At 51.4% G+C, this 20,883-nt stretch carries 23 protein-coding genes; 13 read left to right on the top strand and 10 right to left on the bottom strand.

From position 1 onward, the window contains the following. The 3 genes from FDX14_RS07960 to tusE all read left to right on the top strand — a co-directional run bounded on the left by FDX14_RS07960 (position 1) and on the right by tusE (position 2,119). Positions 1-1,158, top strand: a complete 1,158-nt coding sequence (locus tag FDX14_RS07960) for a CblD like pilus biogenesis initiator family protein (protein ID WP_137349312.1) — start codon at positions 1-3, stop codon at positions 1,156-1,158. Between the two features lie 10 nt (positions 1,159-1,168). Continuing rightward, positions 1,169-1,720: a LuxR C-terminal-related transcriptional regulator gene (locus FDX14_RS07955; RefSeq protein WP_061381841.1), complete on the top strand. Its 552-nt coding sequence runs from the start codon at positions 1,169-1,171 to the stop codon at positions 1,718-1,720. Between the two features lie 69 nt (positions 1,721-1,789). Next, positions 1,790-2,119, top strand: coding sequence for a sulfurtransferase TusE (tusE, locus tag FDX14_RS07950; protein WP_042314164.1), 330 nt, complete (start codon positions 1,790-1,792; stop codon positions 2,117-2,119). Here the strand turns inward: tusE and yccX are convergent. The 3 genes from yccX to FDX14_RS07935 are packed head-to-tail and all read right to left on the bottom strand — an operon-like array spanning position 2,116 to position 3,796. Further along, entirely contained in the window at positions 2,116-2,397 is a 282-nt protein-coding gene (yccX, locus tag FDX14_RS07945) for an acylphosphatase (RefSeq protein WP_042314167.1), read from the bottom strand. The genes tusE and yccX overlap by 4 nt on opposite strands. 45 nt (positions 2,398-2,442) lie before the next feature. Then, positions 2,443-3,231 (bottom strand): AraC family transcriptional regulator, encoded by a 789-nt coding sequence (locus FDX14_RS07940; RefSeq protein WP_137349311.1) that lies wholly within the window; start codon positions 3,229-3,231, stop codon positions 2,443-2,445. A gap of 13 nt (positions 3,232-3,244) precedes the next feature. Continuing rightward, the gene (locus FDX14_RS07935; protein WP_137349310.1) at positions 3,245-3,796 is read right to left on the bottom strand and encodes a YbhB/YbcL family Raf kinase inhibitor-like protein; all 552 of its coding nucleotides are present in this window, start codon (positions 3,794-3,796) and stop codon (positions 3,245-3,247) included. 214 nt (positions 3,797-4,010) lie between these two features. On the opposite strand from FDX14_RS07935, the gene rlmI reads away from it, so the two are divergent. Then, on the top strand, positions 4,011-5,222 hold the full coding sequence (gene rlmI, locus FDX14_RS07930) for a 23S rRNA (cytosine(1962)-C(5))-methyltransferase RlmI (RefSeq protein ID WP_042314173.1): 1,212 nt from the start codon (positions 4,011-4,013) through the stop codon (positions 5,220-5,222). 57 nt (positions 5,223-5,279) lie between these two features. Beyond that, positions 5,280-5,597 (top strand): heat shock protein HspQ, encoded by a 318-nt coding sequence (hspQ, locus tag FDX14_RS07925; protein WP_038639447.1) that lies wholly within the window; start codon positions 5,280-5,282, stop codon positions 5,595-5,597. Between the two features lie 104 nt (positions 5,598-5,701). Here hspQ and FDX14_RS07920 read toward each other — a convergent pair whose 3' ends face one another. Next, positions 5,702-6,115 carry a CoA-binding protein gene (locus FDX14_RS07920; RefSeq protein ID WP_006685217.1) on the bottom strand — a complete coding sequence of 138 codons (414 nt, stop codon included), beginning with the start codon at positions 6,113-6,115 and terminating at the stop codon, positions 5,702-5,704. A 172-nt stretch (positions 6,116-6,287) separates the two neighbouring features. On the opposite strand from FDX14_RS07920, the gene csgI reads away from it, so the two are divergent. Continuing rightward, a complete protein-coding gene (gene csgI, locus FDX14_RS07915) occupies positions 6,288-6,950 on the top strand; it encodes a curli synthesis inhibitor (RefSeq protein ID WP_042314175.1) in 663 nt (220 codons plus the stop codon). Positions 6,951-7,043: 93 nt separating this feature from the next. After that, positions 7,044-7,502, top strand: a complete 459-nt coding sequence (gene mgsA, locus FDX14_RS07910) for a methylglyoxal synthase (protein ID WP_016152487.1) — start codon at positions 7,044-7,046, stop codon at positions 7,500-7,502. Positions 7,503-7,534: 32 nt separating this feature from the next. Here mgsA and helD read toward each other — a convergent pair whose 3' ends face one another. After that, positions 7,535-9,589 carry a DNA helicase IV gene (gene helD / locus FDX14_RS07905; RefSeq protein WP_042314178.1) on the bottom strand — a complete coding sequence of 685 codons (2,055 nt, stop codon included), beginning with the start codon at positions 9,587-9,589 and terminating at the stop codon, positions 7,535-7,537. 125 nt (positions 9,590-9,714) lie between these two features. On the opposite strand from helD, the gene FDX14_RS07900 reads away from it, so the two are divergent. Together FDX14_RS07900 and yccS are read left to right on the top strand one after the other, a co-directional pair. Continuing rightward, entirely contained in the window at positions 9,715-10,161 is a 447-nt protein-coding gene (locus FDX14_RS07900; protein ID WP_038639436.1) for a YccF domain-containing protein, read from the top strand. Between the two features lie 18 nt (positions 10,162-10,179). Continuing rightward, positions 10,180-12,342, top strand: a complete 2,163-nt coding sequence (yccS, locus tag FDX14_RS07895; protein ID WP_042314206.1) for a YccS family putative transporter — start codon at positions 10,180-10,182, stop codon at positions 12,340-12,342. On the opposite strand, the gene FDX14_RS07890 is transcribed toward yccS, so the two are convergent. Further along, positions 12,311-12,925 carry a TfoX/Sxy family DNA transformation protein gene (locus tag FDX14_RS07890; RefSeq protein ID WP_079224781.1) on the bottom strand — a complete coding sequence of 205 codons (615 nt, stop codon included), beginning with the start codon at positions 12,923-12,925 and terminating at the stop codon, positions 12,311-12,313. The genes yccS and FDX14_RS07890 overlap by 32 nt on opposite strands. A 216-nt stretch (positions 12,926-13,141) precedes the next feature. On the opposite strand from FDX14_RS07890, the gene sulA reads away from it, so the two are divergent. Together sulA and ompA are read left to right on the top strand one after the other, a co-directional pair. Then, entirely contained in the window at positions 13,142-13,651 is a 510-nt protein-coding gene (gene sulA / locus FDX14_RS07885; RefSeq protein ID WP_042314183.1) for an SOS-induced cell division inhibitor SulA, read from the top strand. Between the two features lie 357 nt (positions 13,652-14,008). Next, complete coding sequence (gene ompA, locus FDX14_RS07880) at positions 14,009-15,067, top strand: porin OmpA (RefSeq protein WP_042314186.1); 1,059 nt, start codon at positions 14,009-14,011, stop codon at positions 15,065-15,067. Positions 15,068-15,165: 98 nt separating this feature from the next. Here ompA and matP read toward each other — a convergent pair whose 3' ends face one another. Beyond that, positions 15,166-15,618 (bottom strand): macrodomain Ter protein MatP, encoded by a 453-nt coding sequence (gene matP / locus FDX14_RS07875; RefSeq protein ID WP_042314187.1) that lies wholly within the window; start codon positions 15,616-15,618, stop codon positions 15,166-15,168. A gap of 185 nt (positions 15,619-15,803) precedes the next feature. Between matP and FDX14_RS07870 the strand changes: the two genes are divergently transcribed. Continuing rightward, a complete protein-coding gene (locus tag FDX14_RS07870; protein ID WP_137349309.1) occupies positions 15,804-17,564 on the top strand; it encodes an AAA family ATPase in 1,761 nt (586 codons plus the stop codon). Between the two features lie 68 nt (positions 17,565-17,632). Beyond that, positions 17,633-18,151, top strand: a complete 519-nt coding sequence (gene fabA, locus FDX14_RS07865) for a bifunctional 3-hydroxydecanoyl-ACP dehydratase/trans-2-decenoyl-ACP isomerase (protein WP_003035875.1) — start codon at positions 17,633-17,635, stop codon at positions 18,149-18,151. 114 nt (positions 18,152-18,265) lie between these two features. Here fabA and rmf read toward each other — a convergent pair whose 3' ends face one another. From rmf to pqiB, 3 genes are all read right to left on the bottom strand, one after another. Next, on the bottom strand, positions 18,266-18,433 hold the full coding sequence (rmf, locus tag FDX14_RS07860; RefSeq protein WP_003035871.1) for a ribosome modulation factor: 168 nt from the start codon (positions 18,431-18,433) through the stop codon (positions 18,266-18,268). 246 nt (positions 18,434-18,679) lie between these two features. Continuing rightward, entirely contained in the window at positions 18,680-19,243 is a 564-nt protein-coding gene (gene pqiC, locus FDX14_RS07855; protein WP_114682366.1) for a membrane integrity-associated transporter subunit PqiC, read from the bottom strand. After that, entirely contained in the window at positions 19,240-20,880 is a 1,641-nt protein-coding gene (gene pqiB, locus FDX14_RS07850; protein WP_042314193.1) for an intermembrane transport protein PqiB, read from the bottom strand. Before pqiB ends, pqiC begins: the two co-directional genes overlap by 4 nt. Between the last annotated feature and the right edge of the window lie 3 nt (positions 20,881-20,883).

The raw sequence follows: 20,883 nt of genomic DNA, 5'->3' as shown, positions 1-20,883 counted from the left end.
GTGAACAAAAGCCTTATTATTTTACTTTTCCTGCTCCTGTGGGCTGGCCAGGTGCTGGCGGGCGCCCCTGCGGGAAGAAACTCCAGCGTTGGTATAAGCTATGATCGCATGGCACCGCCTGCACGGTTTGATATCTGGCTTCATGAATCAGGCGGCTATGATGCTGCCGATCCGCAAAAGTGGGGACGCAATACCCTGACCTGCTTATCCCGTACCGATACCACCTATGGTGCCTGTATGACTGCCCCGGTGTGGTTCTCGGGGAATCCGGCCGCGCCCTATGCCATCAATTTACGTTTTACGCATACCCTTACCAACAAAACGGTGGATATTAAGGTGTATGGCGATCACTATCTGTTTATCAATAACAAAGTCTTTACCTTTGCCAGTTTTGTCGCGGGGGGGACAACTACTATTGCAGCCTGGAACAGAGAACCCTACTTCGATTTCTATATTGTGAAAAGCGAACTGGATAAGCTCACCCTACCGGGCATCTGGACCGCCACCCTGAAGCAGAACCTGCGTCAATGGGAGAGCGCCGACTGTGGCGGGAACTTCAATGACGTGAATGTCGGATGTCCTGGCTATCTCACCATCGCCAACTGGCAGGCAAATATTCGCATTGAGGTGGTCGATCCGGGTAATCAGCAGATTTATCTGCCCGCGTTTCCACACTCAACGCCTATCGTAAACCTCAACCTCACCAACTTCCCAGGGCGGCCCGGTGGCAGCGAGATCCAGGGGGAAAACACGCTGGATATGTGCTTGTACGACGGCAAAAACAGTACCAGCACCCGCACTTATCTGCGGTTTGAGGACAACGAGCTCAACGCTTCAGGCCGTGCCGAAGGCGCGTTTTCAATCCGGCGACGTGGCGGAAGTCAGACCGATGCGCGGGATCGTCTCGACTATCAGGTTTTTGTCACCAATCCCATTACTGGCGCAACTGAAACTGTCGCCAACGGTAAAACCGTGGTCTGGCAAGGCACCAACGATCCGCAGTATCTGCGTCAGGTCGTGCTGCCCGGCGGTCGCGAGGGCGTACTGTGCGTACCTGCCCCTATTATCCTGAAAACGCCTGCCTTTGCCGCCAGCAGCAAAAATGCCGGGGATTACACCGGTACGCTACGCATTATCTACACGCCCAGTACGTTATAAAGAGGCCGCCGTGAATTACGTCATTCTTGATAATAATCGTTTTTATGCCGAAGGGTTGCGCTATGCCCTTCTGCGCCGTAACGCTCCGACTCAGGTGAAGTGCGGCACGGTAAAGTGGCGTCGTTCGCTGCTGGCCTGCGACACCCTCGTTGTACGTTGCCGCTTTTCCGTCGCGAGGACGCATCTGGCGCTGGTCGACATTCTGCTGCAACTGGAGGCCAGACGCTGGGAGGGAACCGTTTATCTGGTGTGCAATGAAAAAGGCTGGGCACTGGCAACGCATTTGCGAAAGCGTTTTACCACGCTGACCTTGCATATCATTGATGACAGACTTGCCGTCGTGGATGCGCCGTATATGTTTGCTAAAGAGCCGCGTCGGGTACGCAGCCTGAACTGTTGTCTGACAGGCATGGAGTTCAATGTTCTCGACAGGCTGGTTAACGGACAATCGGTAAAACATGTTGCACATATGACGCAGATTAGCGAAAAGCAGGTATCGACGTATAAATGTAACGCGCTGAAGAAGCTTAATGCCAACAATCTGCTACAGCTTCTTCTGTAGGGCAAGGTTTCTCACGCCGCTCCTTATTTGCTAGACTAGGAGCGGTTTTTACTTTATCGACAGAGCACTATGTTCATTTTTGCAGGCCAGGAAATTGAGACCGATAGCGAAGGCTATCTGAAAGATACCACGCTGTGGAACGAGCCGCTGGCGGAGAAAATCGCCGAAAACGAAGGTATCGACCTCTCCCCCGAACACTGGGAAGTGGTGCGTTTCGTACGCGAGTTTTATCTGGAGTTTAATACATCCCCCGCTATCCGCATGCTGGTAAAAGCGATGGCCAACAAGTTTGGCGAAGAGAAAGGCAACAGCCGTTATCTTTACCGTCTGTTCCCAAAAGGTCCGGCCAAGCAGGCGACTAAAATTGCCGGCCTGCCGAAACCGGTCAAATGTATTTAATAGCGGATACTAAATCCCTTTAGCTCGTCGCCAGGGCGGTGTGGTTCACTGAGAACCCGTTCTACCCTGGCGCTGCTCGGCCCTCCGGCTTTTAACCACTTCATTAGCTGTTCCACCCGTTCGCTTTCACCGCAGGCGACAACCTCTACGCTGCCATCATCCATATTTTTAGCGTATCCGGTCAATCCCAGTCGTTGCGCTTCATGCTGAGTGGTGTAGCGAAATCCTACCCCCTGAACCCGACCATAGACCCAGGCGATTATGCAGACTTGTGACATTGCGGTTCTCCTTATCAACATAAATGAAGGAACAGTTACAAGGCCTCAGCGCACCTGCTTCGGCAGGCATCCGTAATGCTGGCGGAATCTTGCGGTAAATCGTGAGCCTGACAGATAGCCACAGCGTAACGCAATTTCGCCAATCGGCAGCGTGGTCGATTGTAGTTGAGAGAGCGCACAGGACATACGCACCTCTTCGACTATCTGCCGGTAACTCTGCGATTCCATCTGTAATCGTCGGCGTAACGTTGAAGTACCGATGGACAAGTGACCGGCAATATCCTGAGCTGTCCATAGCTTAGCAGGGGATAACATAATAAGTTGTCGCACCTGCTCAGTCAGATTAAATCGCCGCTCGATAAGCAGAGGCCCCGCCACACCATCATGCAGTAGCGCCAGCAATAATCCCATCGCCTGATGCTCCTGCAATTTTGCAGGTAAGTCCTGGCGTACAGCGTCCAGCAGGCTTTCCCACATAAATGCCAGTCCGTTACTCATGGGCGTGCATAGCGACGTCAATTTTGCCGGAGGGAAATCCTTGACCCAGTTATTTTTAAACGTGGTAAGGATGCTCGTCGACAGCAATAGCAAATCCGAGCGAAATGCTCCCTGCTCCGGCTGATTAATAATCTCCAGAGGCGTATTCGCCGGGATGATAATCAGCTCACCCGGCCCTGCAACCAGACGATTGTCATCCTGAATAATGACCTTACTTCCCTGCGTAATATGGCAAATAGCAGCAGAAAACAGTTTAACCCGGTGCAGGCGGTGCAGATGGCCGGAACGCACCTCAGCGGTGGTAAGGTTGTTATGGCGAAAATGTACATCCTGCACCAATGTATCCTCTTTATTTTGTTGCGTAAGTGGCGGTTAATTCAGCTTTTGAAATCACGTGCCTGTTCAGCATAAAACCGACCAGCGCACCGCTGGCGTTACTGTCAATTGGCAACGCGTCGGTATTTAACGCCCACACGGTAAACTGATAGCGATGAGGTTTATCGCCCGGTGGTGGACAAGCGCCGCCGAATCCAGCATAACCGAAATCATTGCGTCCCTGAACTGCTCCAGCGGGTAACTTATCCATGCTGGCTCCGCCAGGAAGCGTGTGGACCTGAGCCGGAATATTTACGATGGTCCAGTGCCACCAGCCGCTTCCCGTTGGCGCATCAGGATCAAACAGCGTAATGGCAAAACTTTTGGCATCAGTTGGCGGATTTTGCCAGCTAAGTTGCGGGGAAATATTGTCGCCACTGCAGCCAAACCCTTTAAACACTTGTTTTTGAGTTAATTGCAGGTTAGCGGGTATATCGGCGCTGGTGAGGCGAAATGTCGAGGCGGCAGAGGCATCAAAACTCAACGCGACAATAGCGGCGGTAGCCAGAGAGTAGAGAGCTTTCATTACATTTCCTTTTTCTGATTAAGAAATAGCAATGTAAACGGTGGGTATAAAAGAAACTGTGCCTCTGTGATAGCGTTTTGTGCCGAAACGCCCAGCGCCATACGCTGATGATTGACCTCATCATCTGTGCTACTCTACGCGCCATTTTATTTTAATGGTTTCAGGTTGGTACTTTACTCCAGCCCGCGTCACTGTTTGTGAGAGGTTGCTCCGCATGACTGAATCTACAATTCCACATTATCCTCGTTTAGTGTTAGCCAAAGGGCGCGATAAATCATTACTGCGCCGCCATCCGTGGGTATTTTCCGGTGCTGTCGCACGTATGGAAGGCAAAGCCAACCTCGGTGAAACCATCGATATTGTTGACCATCAGGGTAAATGGTTAGCACGCGGCGCGTACTCGCCTGCGTCGCAGATCCGTGCCCGCGTCTGGACATTCGACAAGTCAGAATCCATCGATATTGATTTCTTCACCCGTCGTCTGCAACAGGCGCAAACATGGCGCGACTGGCTGGCGAAAAAAGATGGGCTGGACAGCTATCGTCTGATCGCAGGAGAATCCGATGGTCTGCCGGGCATCACCATTGACCGCTTCGGCAACTTTCTGGTATTGCAACTGCTCAGCGCTGGTGCTGAATATCAACGCGCCGCGCTGATTAGCGCCCTGCAAATTGTGTTCCCGGACTGCGCTATTTATGACCGCAGCGACGTGGCCGTGCGTAAAAAAGAAGGAATGGAGCTGACCCAAGGGCCGGTAACGGGCGAAGTGCCGCCAGCCCTGCTGCCTATCGAAGAGCACGGGATGAAGCTGCTGGTTGATATTCAGCACGGTCACAAAACCGGTTATTACCTCGATCAACGCGACAGCCGTCTGGCCACGCGTCGTTATGTAGAAAATCAACGGGTTCTGAACTGTTTCTCTTATACCGGCGGCTTTGCGGTCTCAGCATTAATGGGCGGATGCCGCCAGGTGGTCAGCGTCGATACTTCTCAGGAAGCGCTCGATATTGCCCGCCAGAACGTGGAACTGAACAAGCTGGATCTGAGCAAAGCTGAATTTGTGCGTGATGACGTATTCAAACTGCTGCGCGCTTACCGCGATCGCGGTGAGAAATTTGATGTCATTGTGATGGATCCACCGAAGTTCGTCGAAAACAAAAGCCAGTTGATGGGGGCCTGCCGCGGCTATAAGGACATCAATATGCTGGCTATTCAATTGCTCAATCCCGGCGGCGTATTGCTGACCTTCTCCTGCTCCGGACTGATGACCACCGATTTATTTCAGAAAATCATCGCTGATGCCGCAATAGATGCTGGTCGTGATGTACAATTTATAGAGCAGTTCCGTCAGGCCGCCGATCACCCGGTGATCGCTACCTACCCGGAAGGGCTGTATCTGAAAGGGTTTGCCTGTCGCATCATGTAACTTGAAAAGTGGAATATTACCCTTACATAGAGGGTATCTATTTCCCGGGAGGTGACTATGATTGCCAGCAAATTCGGTATCGGCCAGCAGGTCCGCCATTCCCTGTTAGGTTACCTCGGAGTGGTCGTGGATATCGACCCGGAATATTCGCTTGATGAACCGTCAGCCGACGAGCTGGCGGTTAACGACGAACTTCGCGCCGCTCCCTGGTATCACGTGGTGATGGAAGACGATAATGGTCTGCCGGTGCATACGTATCTGGCCGAAGCGCAGCTGAGTGGCGAGCTACAGGAAGAGCATCCGGAGCAACCGTCGATGGATGAACTGGCGCGAACAATCCGTAAACAGCTTCAGGCTCCGCGTCTGCGTAATTGATGCGAACAAAAGCCCGATGGCAATTCGCTTATCGGGTTTATGCTGCTAATCCGGCCAGCAACGCGGGCCGGATTATCGACGTGCCTTAAGGCAACAACACAACCTTACTTCGCCAGTCCCAGGCGCGGGATCTCAATCGCTGGGCAGCGATCCATGACCACCGCCAGCCCCGCGTCACGCGCCAGTACGGCTGCCTGCTCGTTAATCACACCAAGCTGCATCCATAAGGTCTTCGCACCGATGGCGATAGCCTCCTGAGCAACGCCCCACGCCGCTTCTGAATTGCGGAAGACATCCACCATATCCACTTTCTCCGGCACATCCGCCAGCGTCGCGTACCCCTGTTGCCCCAACAGCGTTTTCCCGGCAACTTTTGGCGAAACGGGAATAACGTGATAGCCCTGATCGAGTAAATACTTCATTACCCGATAGCTTGGACGATCGGGTTTATCGCTTGCACCAACCAGTGCAATCGTACGGGTAGATGTCAAAATGCCAGCAATATCGGTCTCTTTCATCGTCTTCCTCCAGGCTGTTTAACAAAGTGTACGACAAACCTGGCCTTGCAACCATTCATCCCATACTGGCGCATGAGAGCTAAACTCAAAAATATGTCTATATGTTAGTAAACATGATCATCGAAAAATTTAGATACATCTGATGCAGATATTTTCTGGACAGGAGAGACCTATGAAAGCCGGCATTGTGACAGCCTTGATTGCTCTGTGTTTGCCGGTAACCGTTTTTGCTACCTCTTTACGTCTGTCGAGTGAAATTGACCTTCTGGTGCTGGACGGAAAAAAAGTCTCCAGCTCATTACTGCGTGGTGCCGACAGTATTGAGCTGGAAAATGGTCGGCACCAGCTTGTATTTCGCGTAGAAAAAACCCTTCGCTTGTCCAGCCACGAAGAACGTCTGTATATTTCCCCTCCGTTGGTTATCAGCTTTGATACTCAGCTCGTCAGCCAGGTTAATTTTCATCTTCCTCGTCTCAACAATGAGCGGGATGCCTCACATTTCGATGATGCACCTCGTGTGGAACTGCTGGATGGGGACGCCATGCCTATCCCCGTTAAGCTGGATATTCTGTCAATCACCTCGACGGCGAAAATCGTGGATTATGAAATGGAAACTGAGCGCTATAACAAAGCGGCTAAACATGCGTCATTGCCACAATTCGCCACCATGATGGCCGACGACAGCTCGCTGCTTTCTGGGGTGTCTGAACTGGATCGGGTGCCGCCTCAGTCGCAAACGCTGACCGAGCAACGATTAAAATTTTGGTTTGAGCAGGCCGACGCCCAAACGCGAAGTAACTTTCTGCAGTGGGCCCAGAAACAGCCTTCTTCATGACATTTATGTTCCCATACGCATTTTTTTTGTCTTTCTCTTGCAGCGTCAAGTGCTTCCAGTACTCTGTAACAAGGTTAACTTGGGAGCTGTACTATGGAATTAACGACTCGCACATTGCCAGCGCGTAAGCATATTGCGCTGGTGGCACACGATCACTGTAAAAAGATGTTGATGAGCTGGGTGGAACGCCACCAGCCGTTGCTGGAAAAACACGTTCTGTATGCCACGGGAACAACAGGCAACTTAATTCAACGCGCGACAGGAATGGACGTCAACGCGATGCTGAGCGGTCCAATGGGGGGTGACCAGCAGGTGGGCGCGCTGATTTCAGAAGGGAAAATAGATGTGCTGATCTTCTTCTGGGATCCGCTCAACGCCGTTCCCCACGATCCTGATGTCAAAGCCCTACTGCGCCTGGCCACAGTCTGGAACATTCCGGTCGCCACCAACGTGTCGACCGCCGATTTTATTATCCAGTCGCCAAACTTCAACGATGCGACGGACATACTAATTCCGGATTACGCCCGTTATCTGGCAGAACGCCTCAAATAATGCCCAGGCAGGCGGCAACTACCGCCTGCATTTCAGGGTTTCCTCGTTACGGGTACATCCAGTCGCTTAAGCTCATCAACAAAACACGATGGTGTTTCTTTATTGAACAGCAACCACACCCGGTGACGTGCGCGCGTTAGTGCCACATACAGCAGCCTTCGCTCTTCGGCATCCGGAAAATCTTCAACCGGCGGGAGTAACGCCTCTTCCATAATCGACTCGCGGGCTGGCGCAGGAAAGCCATCATTACCCTCATGAAGACCGACGACAATAACGTAGTCCGCTTGCTGCCCTTTACTGGCATGGATAGTCATAAAATCCAGCTGTAGCTTAGGCCAGCGGGTAGACGCTTTCTCCAGACTGGTCGGTTTCAGATGATGGTATCGCGCCAGGACCAGAATTCTCTCTTCTGTTTTCACAAAACCCGACAGTTTATCCAACAGCAGATCCAACTGGTTTTCATCAAGCAAGGTGACGGCTTTTTTATCCCCTGTCATCAGGCTGTTGAGCGGTTTCGTAAGCTGATGAGGATTCTGCTGGATAAACTGATTTGCGACCTCGCCAATACGGCTATTGAAACGGTAAGTCGTATCCAGATTACAGCGATCGCCCTCGCCAAAGTTTTGCTGGAACGCGGTGGTCAGAGATAGTTGCGCCCCGCTAAACCGGTAAATGGCCTGCCAGTCATCGCCTACGGCAAACAGCGTAGTCTGCGAGTTTTGCTTGCGTAGCGCGGCCAACAAGGCGGCACGCTGAGGAGAAATGTCCTGAAATTCATCGACCAGAATATGCTTCCAGGGACTAATAAACCGCCCTTTTTCCAGAATAACAATGGCCTGATGGATTAACCCGGAAAAATCGACGGCATTCTCGTCCTTCAGGGCGCTCTTCCAGGCTTTGAGCAGGGGCGCCATGAGCTTTATGCGTTTACTGAACAGGTCGCGGATCTCCTCCGGGGCATTGGCAATCATCTCCGCCTGCGCTCCGCCATGCATACGCATCAGGCTAACCCAGCGATCGAGACGGGAGGCCAAACGCCGCTGTAATTTTTCGTCGTCCCAGAAGTTACCTTCAGGTACAGACCACTGCATCTCTTCTTCTAACCACTGTCGCCAGCCTTTGGCCTGCGCTTTTTTCTCGCTGCACTGCTGACGCCAGGTAGTAATGAAGAGTTTGCTGCGCGCAACGGCGTCATTTTCAAGCTTGCTAACTGTCGGGACTTTTTTGCTGCCCTGTGAAATGATATGCAGCGCCAGTGAATGAAACGTCCGCGCGGTGACCTCGTCCGTATGCAGACGTTCACGGATGCGATCGTCCATCTCCTGGGCTGCTTTGCGTCCAAACGCCAGCAACAGAATTTGTTCAGCCGCCGCCTCGCCTCGCGCTAACAACCAACCCGCACGAGCGACAAGAACCGATGTTTTGCCGCTTCCCGCCCCTGCAAGCACCAATAATGCTTGCTCACCATTCACCACCGCGCGTGCCTGGGCAGGGTTCAGCGGCGAAGATTCAATGTGCTGGAAAAACTCGGCATGCTCTGCCAGCATCGCATCGGTATAGGCCTGATTGTGCTGTAAACGACAGGCCTCAATATCCTGCAACCATGCCTGGCATTGGCGTAACGCCTCCCGGCAATTTTCAAATTCTTCCAGCCGCTTCACCGGTAGCGGCAATGCGGCAAAGGCTCGGAGGATCTGCTGTTGCAATCCTGAGATTTGGCTACGCGTCAGCCATTTATTTTCACTTGTCCGGGATGCAATCGCATCCAACTGCTGCTGTAAAACCCCCGCAGCAACGTCACTCATTTCCTGGCTCCACTGTTGCCAGAGCGCATTTAAATGATGATGGAAGCGTTGGGTTTCCGCCCACTCTGTACCGTGAAGGCGAACCACCTTCTCATCCGGGAGTACAAACTCCAGCTCTCCCCATACCAGGCCGCGTTTGCAATGAATAGCCAGCAACTGATTGAAGGGAATAAGATACTCGTGACGATCGCCGGAAACTTTAATCCCGGCATTGAGAATAACGGCCCGATCGTAAGGGTGTTGTGCCAGACGTTTTCCAAGAGAAGTTGCTTTCAGTTCCATAAGACTCAAGCGGATCCACACGAAGAGGTTTGCTTATCAGTGTAACCGCCAGAGAAAACGTGCTCCAGCCCAAAAAAACGTTACAATTGCCGAATTCACAGAAAACCAGAGTTAACCGAGGGTTTATGCGTACTGTTCTGAATATTTTAAATTTTGTGCTGGGTGGGTTCGCCACCACCCTGGCCTGGTTATTGGCTACGCTGGTCAGTATTGTGCTTATTTTTACATTACCCTTGACCCGTTCGTGCTGGGAAATAACCCGACTCTCGCTGTTTCCCTATGGCAACGAAGCGATTCATGTCGATGAACTTAATCCGGCAGGGAAAAACGTGCTTCTTAATACCGGTGGCACATTGCTCAATATTTTCTGGCTGATTTTCTTCGGTTGGTGGCTGTGCCTGATGCACATTGTCTCCGGTATTGCCCAGTGCATTTCGATTATTGGTATTCCGGTGGGCATTGCGAACTTTAAAATCGCTGCTATTGCACTCTGGCCGGTGGGTCGCCGGGTGGTTTCAGTCGAAGTTGCCCGCGCTGCGCGTGAAGCCAATGCGCGCCGTCGCTTTGAATAATCAGGACTGATGGCCTTTATGTTAAGTCCACTGCTTAAACGCTATACCTGGAACAGCACCTGGCTGTACTACGTGAGAATTTTTATCGCGCTTTGTGGCACCACAGCGCTGCCCTGGTGGCTGGGCGATGTTAAGCTGACCATCCCGCTCACGCTGGGTATGGTCGCTGCCGCGCTGACCGATCTGGACGATCGTCTCGCTGGCCGGCTGCGCAATTTGATCATCACGCTGATCTGCTTTTTTATTGCCTCGGCCTCTGTCGAACTGCTCTTCCCATGGCCATGGCTGTTTGCCATTGGATTAACGCTTTCCACCAGCGGCTTCATTCTGCTGGGGGGGTTAGGCCAGCGCTATGCAACCATCGCTTTTGGTGCGTTGTTGATTGCCATTTATACCATGCTGGGAACGTCGCTTTACGATCAGTGGTATCAGCAGCCGATCCTGTTGCTCGCTGGTGCTATCTGGTACAACCTTCTGACGCTGACCGGGCATCTCCTGTTCCCCATCCGCCCACTACAGGACAACCTTGCGCGTAGCTACGAACAGTTAGCGCACTACCTGGAACTGAAATCACGCCTTTTTGATCCCGACATTGAAGATGAAAGCCAGGCACCGTTATATGATTTGGCCCTCGCTAATGGGCAATTGATGGCGACGCTAAACCAGACCAAAGTATCGTTACTGACTCGCCTGCGCGGTGACCGCGGACAGCGCGGAACGCGTCGAACGCTACATTACTATTTTGTAGCGCAGGATATTCACGAACGCGCCAGCTCCTCACATATTCAGTATCAAACGCTACGCGACCATTTCCGTCACAGCGACGTAATGTTTCGCTTCCAGCGCTTGATGTCGATGCAGGGGCAAGCCTGCACCCAGTTGTCCCGCTGTATTTTATTACGCACGCCTTACCAGCACGATCCGCACTTTGAGCGCGTCTTCACGCATATAGATGCCGCCCTGGAGCGTATGCGTGCGAGCGGTGCGCCTGCAGACCTGCTCAACACGCTGGGATTTTTGCTCTCAAACCTGCGAGCTATCGACGCCCAACTGGCCACCATCGAGTCAGAACAGGCCCAGGTACTCTCGCGTAATGAGTCTGAAAATCAGCTTGCCGATGACAGTCCGCATGGGTTCAGCGATATCTGGTTACGTCTGAGCCGTAATTTTACGCCTGAGTCAGCCCTGTTTCGCCATGCCGTGCGCATGTCGCTGGTGCTTTGTGTCGGCTATGCCATCATCCAGATTACCGGGATGAACCACGGATACTGGATCCTGCTGACCAGTCTGTTTGTCTGTCAGCCAAACTACAACGCCACCCGACATCGCCTGGCGCTAAGGATTATCGGCACATTGGTAGGGATCGCCATTGGTTTGCCTATTCTGTGGTTTGTTCCCTCTCTGGAAGGTCAGTTGATACTTTTGGTGATCACTGGCGTACTGTTTTTTGCCTTTCGCAACGTCCAGTATGCACACGCCACGATGTTTATCACGCTGCTGGTATTGCTGTGCTTTAATCTGCTCGGTGAAGGTTTCGAAGTGGCGCTGCCGCGCGTCATCGATACGCTGATTGGGTGTGCCATCGCTTGGGCAGCCGTCAGTTTTATCTGGCCAGACTGGCGTTTTCGTAACCTGCCGCGTGTCATTGAGCGGGCCACTGACGCAAACTGTCGTTACCTCGATGCTATTCTTGAACAATATCATCAGGGTCGTGATAATCGTATGGCATACCGTATCGCCCGTCGTGACGCGCACAATCGTGATGCAGAGCTTGCCTCCGTGGTGTCGAACATGTCGAGTGAACCGGATGTCACGGCCCAAACGCGAGAAACAGCATTTCGCTTGCTGTGCCTCAATCATACGTTTACCAGTTACATTTCCGCCCTTGGCGCACACCGCGAACAGTTAACCAACCCGGAAGTTCTGGCATTACTGGATGATGCCGTCTGCTACGTTGATGACGCGCTTCACTATCAACCCGCAGACGAACAGCGCGTCTACCAGGCGCTGGAGGGGCTAAAGCATCGAATTCAGCATCTTGAGCCACGTCCGGATAGTAAAGAACCGCTTGTTATACAGCAGGTTGGGTTATTGATCGCCCTGCTACCGGAAATCCGGCGATTACAACAGCAAATTGCCGTGCTGCCTTCTAATACCCCGGCTTCGGCGTCAGGGAACTGACCCACTCCACCAGCTCCTGGCGACGGACCGCCGGGAGCGCTGCTTCATGCACGCCACCGACCGCGCCTTCAAGGGCATAAAGTATTTTTACCGTCAGGGCTGGATTATTTTGCCGCAGTTTCAGCCAGCACATTTGGGCGCCCAACGTTCGCAATGTTCCCTCATCTTTAATTCCTGCTTCATTTAGCAGGGTCTCCAGATGAAACGTCATATTTGGTAGTTCCCGCAGACGATGTTGAGCAAAGCGACTCTGTTTTTCCTTAACAGCAGCATCCAATGAGTACCGCGATAACGACACTAACTGCTGCTGGTTTTGCCACAGCGCATCATTCACCTGATAGTAGTTGAGTACCACCGGACGCCCGCGCTTTATAAATGTCAGCCAGACAGGCGGATTTTTTACACAGTACTGTACGCTCTGCTCGCAGGCCCGAAGATATAACTCACCGCTGGCGACCATCGCAAAGACCGTATCCCCAACCGTCAAACTGTAGCTGCCAAACAGTGAGCGATAATGAATGGTTCCCAGAGATGCCAGATATTCTTGTGATTTATAGATCTTTGCATAAGAAAGTTCTTTCATAAAAATCCTTTTAAATCATAACGTAAGCAAATGATTTTCAGTAGCAGATCCGTTAATGACGAAAATAGGCAACTTATTCGCATGGGGCAAGATGAATTTTATTTTTCCCGTAACTACGACTAAAAATTGCGAACCTGTTTCCGAAAATAAGGTTGATCTTTGTTGATAGCAGGGTTACTGTATATCCATACAGTAACTCACAGGGCTGGATTGATTATGTACACTTCAGGCTATGCAAATCGTTCTTCGTCGTTCTCTTCCGCATCAAGCAACATTGCGCGCGTTTCATCAGAGAACGCAACCGCTGGGCTTATCAGTGAAGTAGTCTATCGCGAGGACCAGCCCATGATGACGCAACTACTGCTGCTTCCCCTCCTGCAACAGTTAGGGCAGCAATCACGCTGGCAGCTGTGGCTGACGCCTCAGCAAAAATTAAGTCGGGAGTGGGTGCAGTCGGCCGGACTTCCATTGACAAAAGTAATGCAGATTAGCCAGCTCTCCCCCTGCAATACGCTGGAATCGATGATTCGAGCGCTGCGCACAGGTAATTACAGCGTCGTTATCGGCTGGCTGGCAGAAGAATTGACGGAAGATGAACATGCCGAGCTGGTAAAAGCGGCTGATGTAGGAAATGCTATGGGATTTATCATGCGTCCTGTTCGCGCACAGTCACTTGCGGGGAGACAGCATTCCGGGCTAAAAATTCACTCGAATTTGTATCATTGAGTAAAATTAGGATTTATCCTGGAATTTTTTTTCATGCTTCAATTTGCCTTTGAGCTTTAACGCGTTTTTCGTCCGAACGCCTGTCTCAAGCGGTTTTCAGGAAATCCTCAGTGCATTTAGTCATCAATAAATGTTAAATATTATGTATACAAGCCTTTTTTTTTCATATGCCTGACGGACTTCACACTTGTAAGTTTTCAACTACGTTGTAGACTTTACATCGCCAGGGGTGCTCGGCGTAAGCCGCAGATATCGGTAGAGTAACTATTGAACTGGTCCCCGGGTGAAGGATTTAACCGTGTTATCTCTCTTCGGAGATATTCATGGCGAATTTTGGATGATAACGAGGCGCAAAAAATGAAAAAGACAGCTATCGCAATTGCAGTGGCACTGGCTGGTTTCGCTACCGTGGCGCAGGCCGCTCCGAAAGATAACACCTGGTACGCTGGTGCTAAACTGGGCTGGTCTCAGTACCATGATGTTGGCAACAACCAGATCAACAACGCCGGTCCTACCCACGAAAGCCAACTGGGTGCTGGTGCGTTCGGTGGTTATCAGGTTAACCCGTACGTAGGTTTTGAAATGGGTTACGACTGGTTAGGCCGTATGCCGTACAAAGGCTACACCGACCAGACTCATCAAAACGGCGCTTTCAAAGCTCAGGGCGTTCAGCTGACCGCTAAACTGGGTTACCCAATCACTGACGATCTGGACGTTTATACCCGTCTGGGTGGTATGGTTTGGCGTGCAGACGCTAAAAACAACGAAGGCTTCAAAGACCACGACACTGGTGTATCCCCAGTATTCGCTGGTGGCGTAGAGTATGCAATTACTCCTGAAATCGCTACCCGTCTGGAATACCAGTGGACCAACAACATCGGTGACGCGAACACCGTTGGCGGTCGTCCGGATAACGGTCTGTTAAGCGTTGGTGTTTCTTACCGTTTCGGCCAGCAGGAAGAAGCAGCTCCAGTAGTTGTTGCTCCGGCTCCGGCTCCAGAAGTACAGACCAAGCACTTCACTCTGAAGTCTGACGTTCTGTTCAACTTCAACAAAGCAACTCTGAAACCAGAAGGCCAGCAGGCTCTGGACCAGATGTACAGCCAGCTGAGCAACCTGGATCCGAAAGACGGTTCCGTAGTGGTTCTGGGCTTCACTGACCGCATCGGTTCTGACGCTTACAACCAGGGTCTGTCTGAGAAACGTGCTCAGTCCGTTGTTGATTACCTGATCTCTAAAGGTATTCCTTCTGACAAAATCTCTGCACGTGGCATGGGCGAATCTAACCCGGTTACTGGCAACACCTGTGACAACGTGAAAGCTCGCGCTGCACTGATCGACTGCCTGGCTCCGGATCGTCGTGTTGAGATCGAAGTTAAAGGTATCAAAGACGTTGTAACTCAGCCTCAGGCTTAAGTTATCGTCTTATAAAAAAACCCCGCATCGCGGGGTTTTTTTTCATCTGTGTTTTAATCAAAGCACACTACTACGTCACCCATTAAACCACCCTGCCACTACTCTTTTCCGAGTAGTGCCTGTAAATCCTGTTTTAAGGTCGACATTTTATTCGCGTACTTCTCTTTATGCTCCGCATCTTCAATCAGTTGCACAATGGTTTCAGAAAGCGTTTTACCCCGCCGCTGCGCAAGGCCAGCTAAGCGTTGCCAAACCATAAACTCCAGATCGATAGATTTCTTTCGCGTATGCTGATGCTCAGCATTAAAGTGCCGCTTGCGCCTCGCCCGTATGGTCTGTTTCATACGATTGAGTAGCGCAGGGTTCATGTGTTCTTCAATCCAGGTATTAACCCGAACCGGTTCATTTTCGAGGGTTAGCAATAAATCAACGGCTTCTTTGGCAGCGCTGGCCTCCACGTAACGGGTTATTAATTCCCCCTCACGATGCTTCTTCACCAGATACTTCCACTTCCAGCCGCTTTCAAGATTTTCAAGTTGTTGATATTTCATTGCGATCTCAATGTTACCGTGTAACTCTTATCAGAATATCAGCTTTTTGAGCAACTGAAGAAAAGAATATCCAGCCTGTGAACTGCCGCGCGTCATCACAACCGTTTCGCAGTGCTTTCCAGGTGTGTAGTGATGAGGGTTACGGTATAATCTCGTTTTTAACAACAGACTAAAAAACATCAACTTTGACCATTACGAAACTTGCATGGCGTGATCTGGTTCCTGATACCGACAGTTATCAGGAAGTATTTGCACAGCCGCACGTCACTGACGACACCGATACCTTACTTAGTGATACTCAGCCACGTTTACAATTCGCGCTAGAGCAGCTTCTGCAGCACTGGACGACGTCCTCGTTCATGCTGGTAAAAGCGCCAGAAGAGCTTGAATACCTTAACCTTATTGCGACAGCCGCACGTACACTACACACGGATGCAGGGCGCCTGACTGGAGGTCATTATGATATCTCTGGTCACACTATCCGGTATCGTACAGCAGAAAAAGCAGAAGACAATTTTGCGACGTTAACTCAGGTGGTCAACGCTGACTGGGTTGAAGCCGAACAACTGTTTGGCTGTCTGCGTCAGTTCAATGGCGACATTACGCTGCAGCCAGGTCTGGTACATCAGGCGAATGGCGGGGTGTTGGTTATCTCATTACGCACGCTGCTGGCCCAGCCACTGCTGTGGATGCGCCTGAAAGCCATCGTCAGCCACGAGCGTTTTGACTGGGTAGCTTTTGATGAGTCTCGCCCATTACCCGTTTCCGTTCCGCCTATGCCGCTTAAACTGAAAGTGATTTTAGTCGGTGAACGCGAATCACTGGCGGATTTTCAGGACATGGAGCCAGAACTGGCTGAGCAGGCCATTTACAGCGAATTTGAAGACAACCTGCAGATAGTCGATGCCGAAACCATGACACAGTGGTGCCAGTGGGTAACGCATACCGCCACGCGCAACAATTTGCCCTACCCCGCGCCTGATGCCTGGCAGGTTCTGATCCGCGAAGCGGTGCGCTATACCGGCGAACAGGATACGTTGCCGCTTAACCCCTTGTGGATCATCCGACAGTTCAAAGAAGTGGCCCCGCTATGCGAGAGCGAAACCTGCACAGCGGAACAGTTCAGCCTGATGCTGGCGCAGCGCGAATGGCGGGAAGGATTCCTGGCCGAACGTATGCAGGATGAGATCCTGCAAGAGCAAATCCTTATCGAAACGGAAGGCGAGCGAATTGGTCAGATCAACGCCCTGTCGGTCATTGAGTTTCCGGGTCATCCTCGCGCGTTTGGGGAACCATCACGCATCAGCTGCGTGGTGCATATTGGCGATGGCGAATTCACAGATATTGAGCGCAAAGCCGAGCTGGGAGGAAATATTCATGCCAAAGGCATGATGATTATGCAGGCGTTCCTGATGTCTGAACTCCAGCTGGAACAGCAAATTCCTTTCTCAGCCTCGCTGACCTTTGAGCAATCATACAGCGAAGTAGACGGTGACAGCGCGTCGATGGCGGAATTGTGTGCATTGATTAGCGCCCTCGCCGACGTCCCTGTGAATCAAAGCATCGCCATTACTGGTTCCGTCGATCAATTTGGTCGGGCGCAACCTGTCGGCGGTCTGAACGAGAAAATTGAAGGTTTCTTCGCCATCTGTCAGCAGCGTGAGCTGACAGGCACACAGGGCGTTATCATTCCATCAGCTAACGTCAGGCATCTGAGCCTGCAACCAGCGCTGCTACAGGCGATAGAAGAAGAAAAATTCACTATCTGGGCGGTGGACGACGTGACCGATGCGTTGCCGCTGTTATTAAATCTGGTGTGGGATGGCGAAGGCCAGACAACGCTGATGCAAACCATCCAGGAGCGCATTGCGACAGCAACGCAGCAGGAAGGCCGTCATCGTTTTCCATGGCCGCTACGTTGGTTGAACTGGATTATTCCGAACTGATCGGACTTGTTCAGCGTACACGTGTTAGCTATCCTGCGTGCTTCAATAAAATAAGGCTTACAGAGAACATGGTAGATAAACGCGAATCCTATACAAAAGAAGACCTTCTTGCCTCTGGTCGCGGTGAGCTGTTTGGCGCAAAAGGCCCACAACTGCCTGCACCAAGCATGCTGATGATGGACCGTGTCATTAAGATGACCGAAACCGGTGGCAACTTTGACAAAGGTTATGTTGAAGCTGAACTGGATATCAACCCGGACCTGTGGTTCTTCGGATGCCACTTCATCGGTGATCCGGTAATGCCAGGCTGCCTGGGTCTGGATGCCATGTGGCAGTTAGTTGGATTCTATCTCGGCTGGCTGGGCGGCGAAGGTAAAGGCCGCGCGCTGGGCGTAGGCGAAGTGAAATTCACCGGTCAGGTTCTGCCGACCGCGAAGAAAGTCACTTACCGCATTCACTTCAAACGCATCGTTAACCGTCGCCTGATCATGGGCCTGGCTGATGGTGAAGTGCTGGTTGATGGTCGTCTGATCTACACCGCAAACGATCTGAAAGTAGGCCTCTTCCAGGATACTTCCGCGTTCTAATCGCCGAGATCAGGCATTGCGTCGTTGTCGGATGACAGCATAAACGCCTTATCCGGTCTGCAAAAAGGCGAAACCTCCGCTCTGCGGAGGTTTCTTTTATCTAAAGAGACAGAATCAGGCCATTAAAACCCTATCCCCCATGGCTTCTCGCCAGCCTCCCAGCCAGTATGATCTCTGATTCAGCGTCTGATAGGGACACATTTCTTTTGAGCGTCCGGCAATGCCGGCCTGATATCCACGTTGATGTGCCCGTTCCAGGCGATCTCGTTTTTGTCTCTTCATGCCTCGTTTCCCTCATCTTTAGTTCTGGTGGAAAAGAAAACAGTGATTACTAAGTGTGCAATCACACTAAACGAATACCCCTAAACATCAGGCTCGTCAATGCGCAAAATTCACGCCAGTGTCATATTTGTGAGCTACCCGCAAAATCATTTGTACAAAAATAATCAGTCAGAACAGTTATCTTCACGCAAAAAAAACCGCCCCGGGCAACGAACCAGGGGCGGTATAATTTACAATTATTTAAGCTTAAGGAATGCGTTTTAGCTCTTGAGCAATTGCCGTCGCTTCCTGGCTCCAGGCGTTGGCGAGAACCTTCACCATCTCATCGTAGCCGTCCTTAGTCTGCACAGCTTCGATGTGGAATGGGCGTTTAATCAACTGTCCCTGGTGATTCAGTAGCCATTCGCCGCTTACGATAACCTTCCCATCGTACCTGCCGTGGAAGCCGGTTACAGTGACGTTCAACGTATCCTGCGTGCTTCCCAGCGGCTGCGATGCAACAACCCAGCCAGGTAATTGCATACTGAGGTTCGTCACCAGCGTATTGCGCAATTGCTGATCTAATGGGCTGGCCCAGAGATTATTATTCGCTATCACATATTGCACATCGCTGGTCTGGTAAACCACCCCATTACCCGCCAGATAGTCCGGCACCGCAATCTGCTCAACCCACAGCAGACGGTTACCCTGGTTGGCGGAGCTCTGGACGCCACCTTGCGCGATAGGAAGCTGATAATAGCTTTTATTTTCTCCGCTGGAGCTGCATGACGTCAGCCAGACCGCCATCATCACCACTAGCCACTTTTTCATTGTTTCGCCCTCTTCGGCTCTGGATCTTTTTTGTCCTTCGCTTCAAATACCAGCGCATTGCTCTTATCGTTCAACGTTTTCAGTACTGGTTGCAGTTCGCGCAGTACCTGATCAAGACGCTGCATATCCGCCACCATCTTGTTGTAGGCGGCAGATCCTGGCTGGAAGCCCTGCATGCTACGATTAAGTTCACGCAACGTATTTTGCATATCTGCCGGAAGATCCTGCATTGACTGACTGGACGTGATCTTATTCATGTTATCCAGCGTAGTTTGCAAATGCTTCATCGTACGCTGGCTTTCTGACAACGTATTGGTCGCCTGCTCAATCATCGGGTTCAACGGCAGATTATTAATCTTATCCAGCGCTTCCATCAGACGTTGCTGGATCTGCGCCAAACCGCCACTAACCGTCGGGATAATCTGGTAACCATTAAATTCGCGCACGCCGGTAATCGGCGGTTCTTTCGGGTAGAAGTCGAGATCAACATACAGCGCGCCGGTCACCAGGTTCCCGGTTTTCAGCGATGCGCGTAATCCACGTTTGAGCAATTGCTCCAGATGAGCGCCAACATCAGTGTCCTCGCCCAGCTGTGCTTTCAGGCGTTCTGGTTCGATACGTACCAGTACTGGAATACGATAATCATTGTTAAATACCTGACGCATATTCGGTGAGAAGAAAGGTACTTTACTTACCGTCCCCAAACGAATACCGCGGAACTCCAGCGGTGCGCCTGGCTGCAAACCACGAATCGAATCCTTAAAGAACATCAGGTAATCAATATGATCCGTATACAGGGAATCCTGAATACTTTTTTGATCGTCATAAAGATTAAACGCGGACTGTTGCCCAACCGGTTCACCTTGTTCTAAGCCTTCTGGCACATCAAAACTTACGCCACCACCAAACAGCGTGGAGAGCGATCCCATTTCTACGCGCATACCTGCAGAGGTAAGATCCACGGCGATCCCGCTGTCTTTCCAGAAACGTACATTGCTGGTCACCAGACGATCATTAGGCGCATTGATGAAGAGCTGGTAACTGATAGTACGTTTTTGCGCATCAAAGGTACTGGTCTCAACCGAACCCACGCGATAACCACGGAACAATACCGGATCGCCCGGGCTTAACTGCCCGGCTTTTTTACTGTCCAGTATCACGCGGATCCCTTTCGCATCTGGCGGTGCCAGCGGCGGTGAGTCCAGTAGTTGGTAATTTTCTAGCTTATTCCCTTTATTGCCGGGCTGCAGTTCAATATATGCCCCAGACAATAGCGTGCCCAGGCCGCTGATACCTTCACGTCCAACCTGCGGCTTAACAACCCAAAAAACAGAGTCTTTATGCAGCAGCTTTTCCATTCCGGAGTTAAGGCGAGCTTTAATCTCCACATGGGTCAAATCATCCGTCAGAGTGGCGCTCTCGACGATACCGACATCGACGCTGCGGCTTTTAATCGTCGTTTTGCCCCCTTCAATCCCTTCGGCATTGGTGGTAATCAGCGTGACTTCCGGCCCTTGATGGCTGTAGTGATAAAACAGGACCCACGCGCCAATGAGCGCAGTAACGATTGGGAATATCCACACGGGCGACCAGTTTTTCACCTTCTGCACTTTGGCTTCCCCACTTTTAGATTCCATGCT

The organism is Citrobacter sp. wls710, assembly GCF_005281115.1.
In the GTDB taxonomy this organism is placed as follows: Bacteria; Pseudomonadota; Gammaproteobacteria; order Enterobacterales; family Enterobacteriaceae; genus Citrobacter; species Citrobacter werkmanii.
Note: the sequence above shows the minus strand (reverse complement) of the source record. Positions and strands in the feature narration are given on the sequence as shown.

What these genes read in the sequence shown, in the direction of transcription:
- sulA (WP_042314183.1), top strand. Translation starts at nt 13,142, where the DNA reads ATGTACACTTCAGGCTATGCAAATCGTTCTTCGTCGTTCTCTTCCGCA.
- FDX14_RS07920 (WP_006685217.1), bottom strand. Translation starts at nt 6,115, where the DNA reads ATGAAAGAGACCGATATTGCTGGCATTTTGACATCTACCCGTACGATT.
- pqiB (WP_042314193.1), bottom strand. Translation starts at nt 20,880, where the DNA reads ATGGAATCTAAAAGTGGGGAAGCCAAAGTGCAGAAGGTGAAAAACTGG.
- hspQ (WP_038639447.1), top strand. Translation starts at nt 5,280, where the DNA reads ATGATTGCCAGCAAATTCGGTATCGGCCAGCAGGTCCGCCATTCCCTG.
- helD (WP_042314178.1), bottom strand. Translation starts at nt 9,589, where the DNA reads ATGGAACTGAAAGCAACTTCTCTTGGAAAACGTCTGGCACAACACCCT.
- csgI (WP_042314175.1), top strand. Translation starts at nt 6,288, where the DNA reads ATGAAAGCCGGCATTGTGACAGCCTTGATTGCTCTGTGTTTGCCGGTA.
- ompA (WP_042314186.1), top strand. Translation starts at nt 14,009, where the DNA reads ATGAAAAAGACAGCTATCGCAATTGCAGTGGCACTGGCTGGTTTCGCT.
- rlmI (WP_042314173.1), top strand. Translation starts at nt 4,011, where the DNA reads ATGACTGAATCTACAATTCCACATTATCCTCGTTTAGTGTTAGCCAAA.
- FDX14_RS07890 (WP_079224781.1), bottom strand. Translation starts at nt 12,925, where the DNA reads ATGAAAGAACTTTCTTATGCAAAGATCTATAAATCACAAGAATATCTG.
- yccX (WP_042314167.1), bottom strand. Translation starts at nt 2,397, where the DNA reads ATGTCACAAGTCTGCATAATCGCCTGGGTCTATGGTCGGGTTCAGGGG.
- rmf (WP_003035871.1), bottom strand. Translation starts at nt 18,433, where the DNA reads ATGAAGAGACAAAAACGAGATCGCCTGGAACGGGCACATCAACGTGGA.
- matP (WP_042314187.1), bottom strand. Translation starts at nt 15,618, where the DNA reads ATGAAATATCAACAACTTGAAAATCTTGAAAGCGGCTGGAAGTGGAAG.
- FDX14_RS07935 (WP_137349310.1), bottom strand. Translation starts at nt 3,796, where the DNA reads ATGAAAGCTCTCTACTCTCTGGCTACCGCCGCTATTGTCGCGTTGAGT.
- FDX14_RS07900 (WP_038639436.1), top strand. Translation starts at nt 9,715, where the DNA reads ATGCGTACTGTTCTGAATATTTTAAATTTTGTGCTGGGTGGGTTCGCC.
- tusE (WP_042314164.1), top strand. Translation starts at nt 1,790, where the DNA reads ATGTTCATTTTTGCAGGCCAGGAAATTGAGACCGATAGCGAAGGCTAT.
- pqiC (WP_114682366.1), bottom strand. Translation starts at nt 19,243, where the DNA reads ATGAAAAAGTGGCTAGTGGTGATGATGGCGGTCTGGCTGACGTCATGC.
- mgsA (WP_016152487.1), top strand. Translation starts at nt 7,044, where the DNA reads ATGGAATTAACGACTCGCACATTGCCAGCGCGTAAGCATATTGCGCTG.
- yccS (WP_042314206.1), top strand. Translation starts at nt 10,180, where the DNA reads ATGTTAAGTCCACTGCTTAAACGCTATACCTGGAACAGCACCTGGCTG.
- fabA (WP_003035875.1), top strand. Translation starts at nt 17,633, where the DNA reads ATGGTAGATAAACGCGAATCCTATACAAAAGAAGACCTTCTTGCCTCT.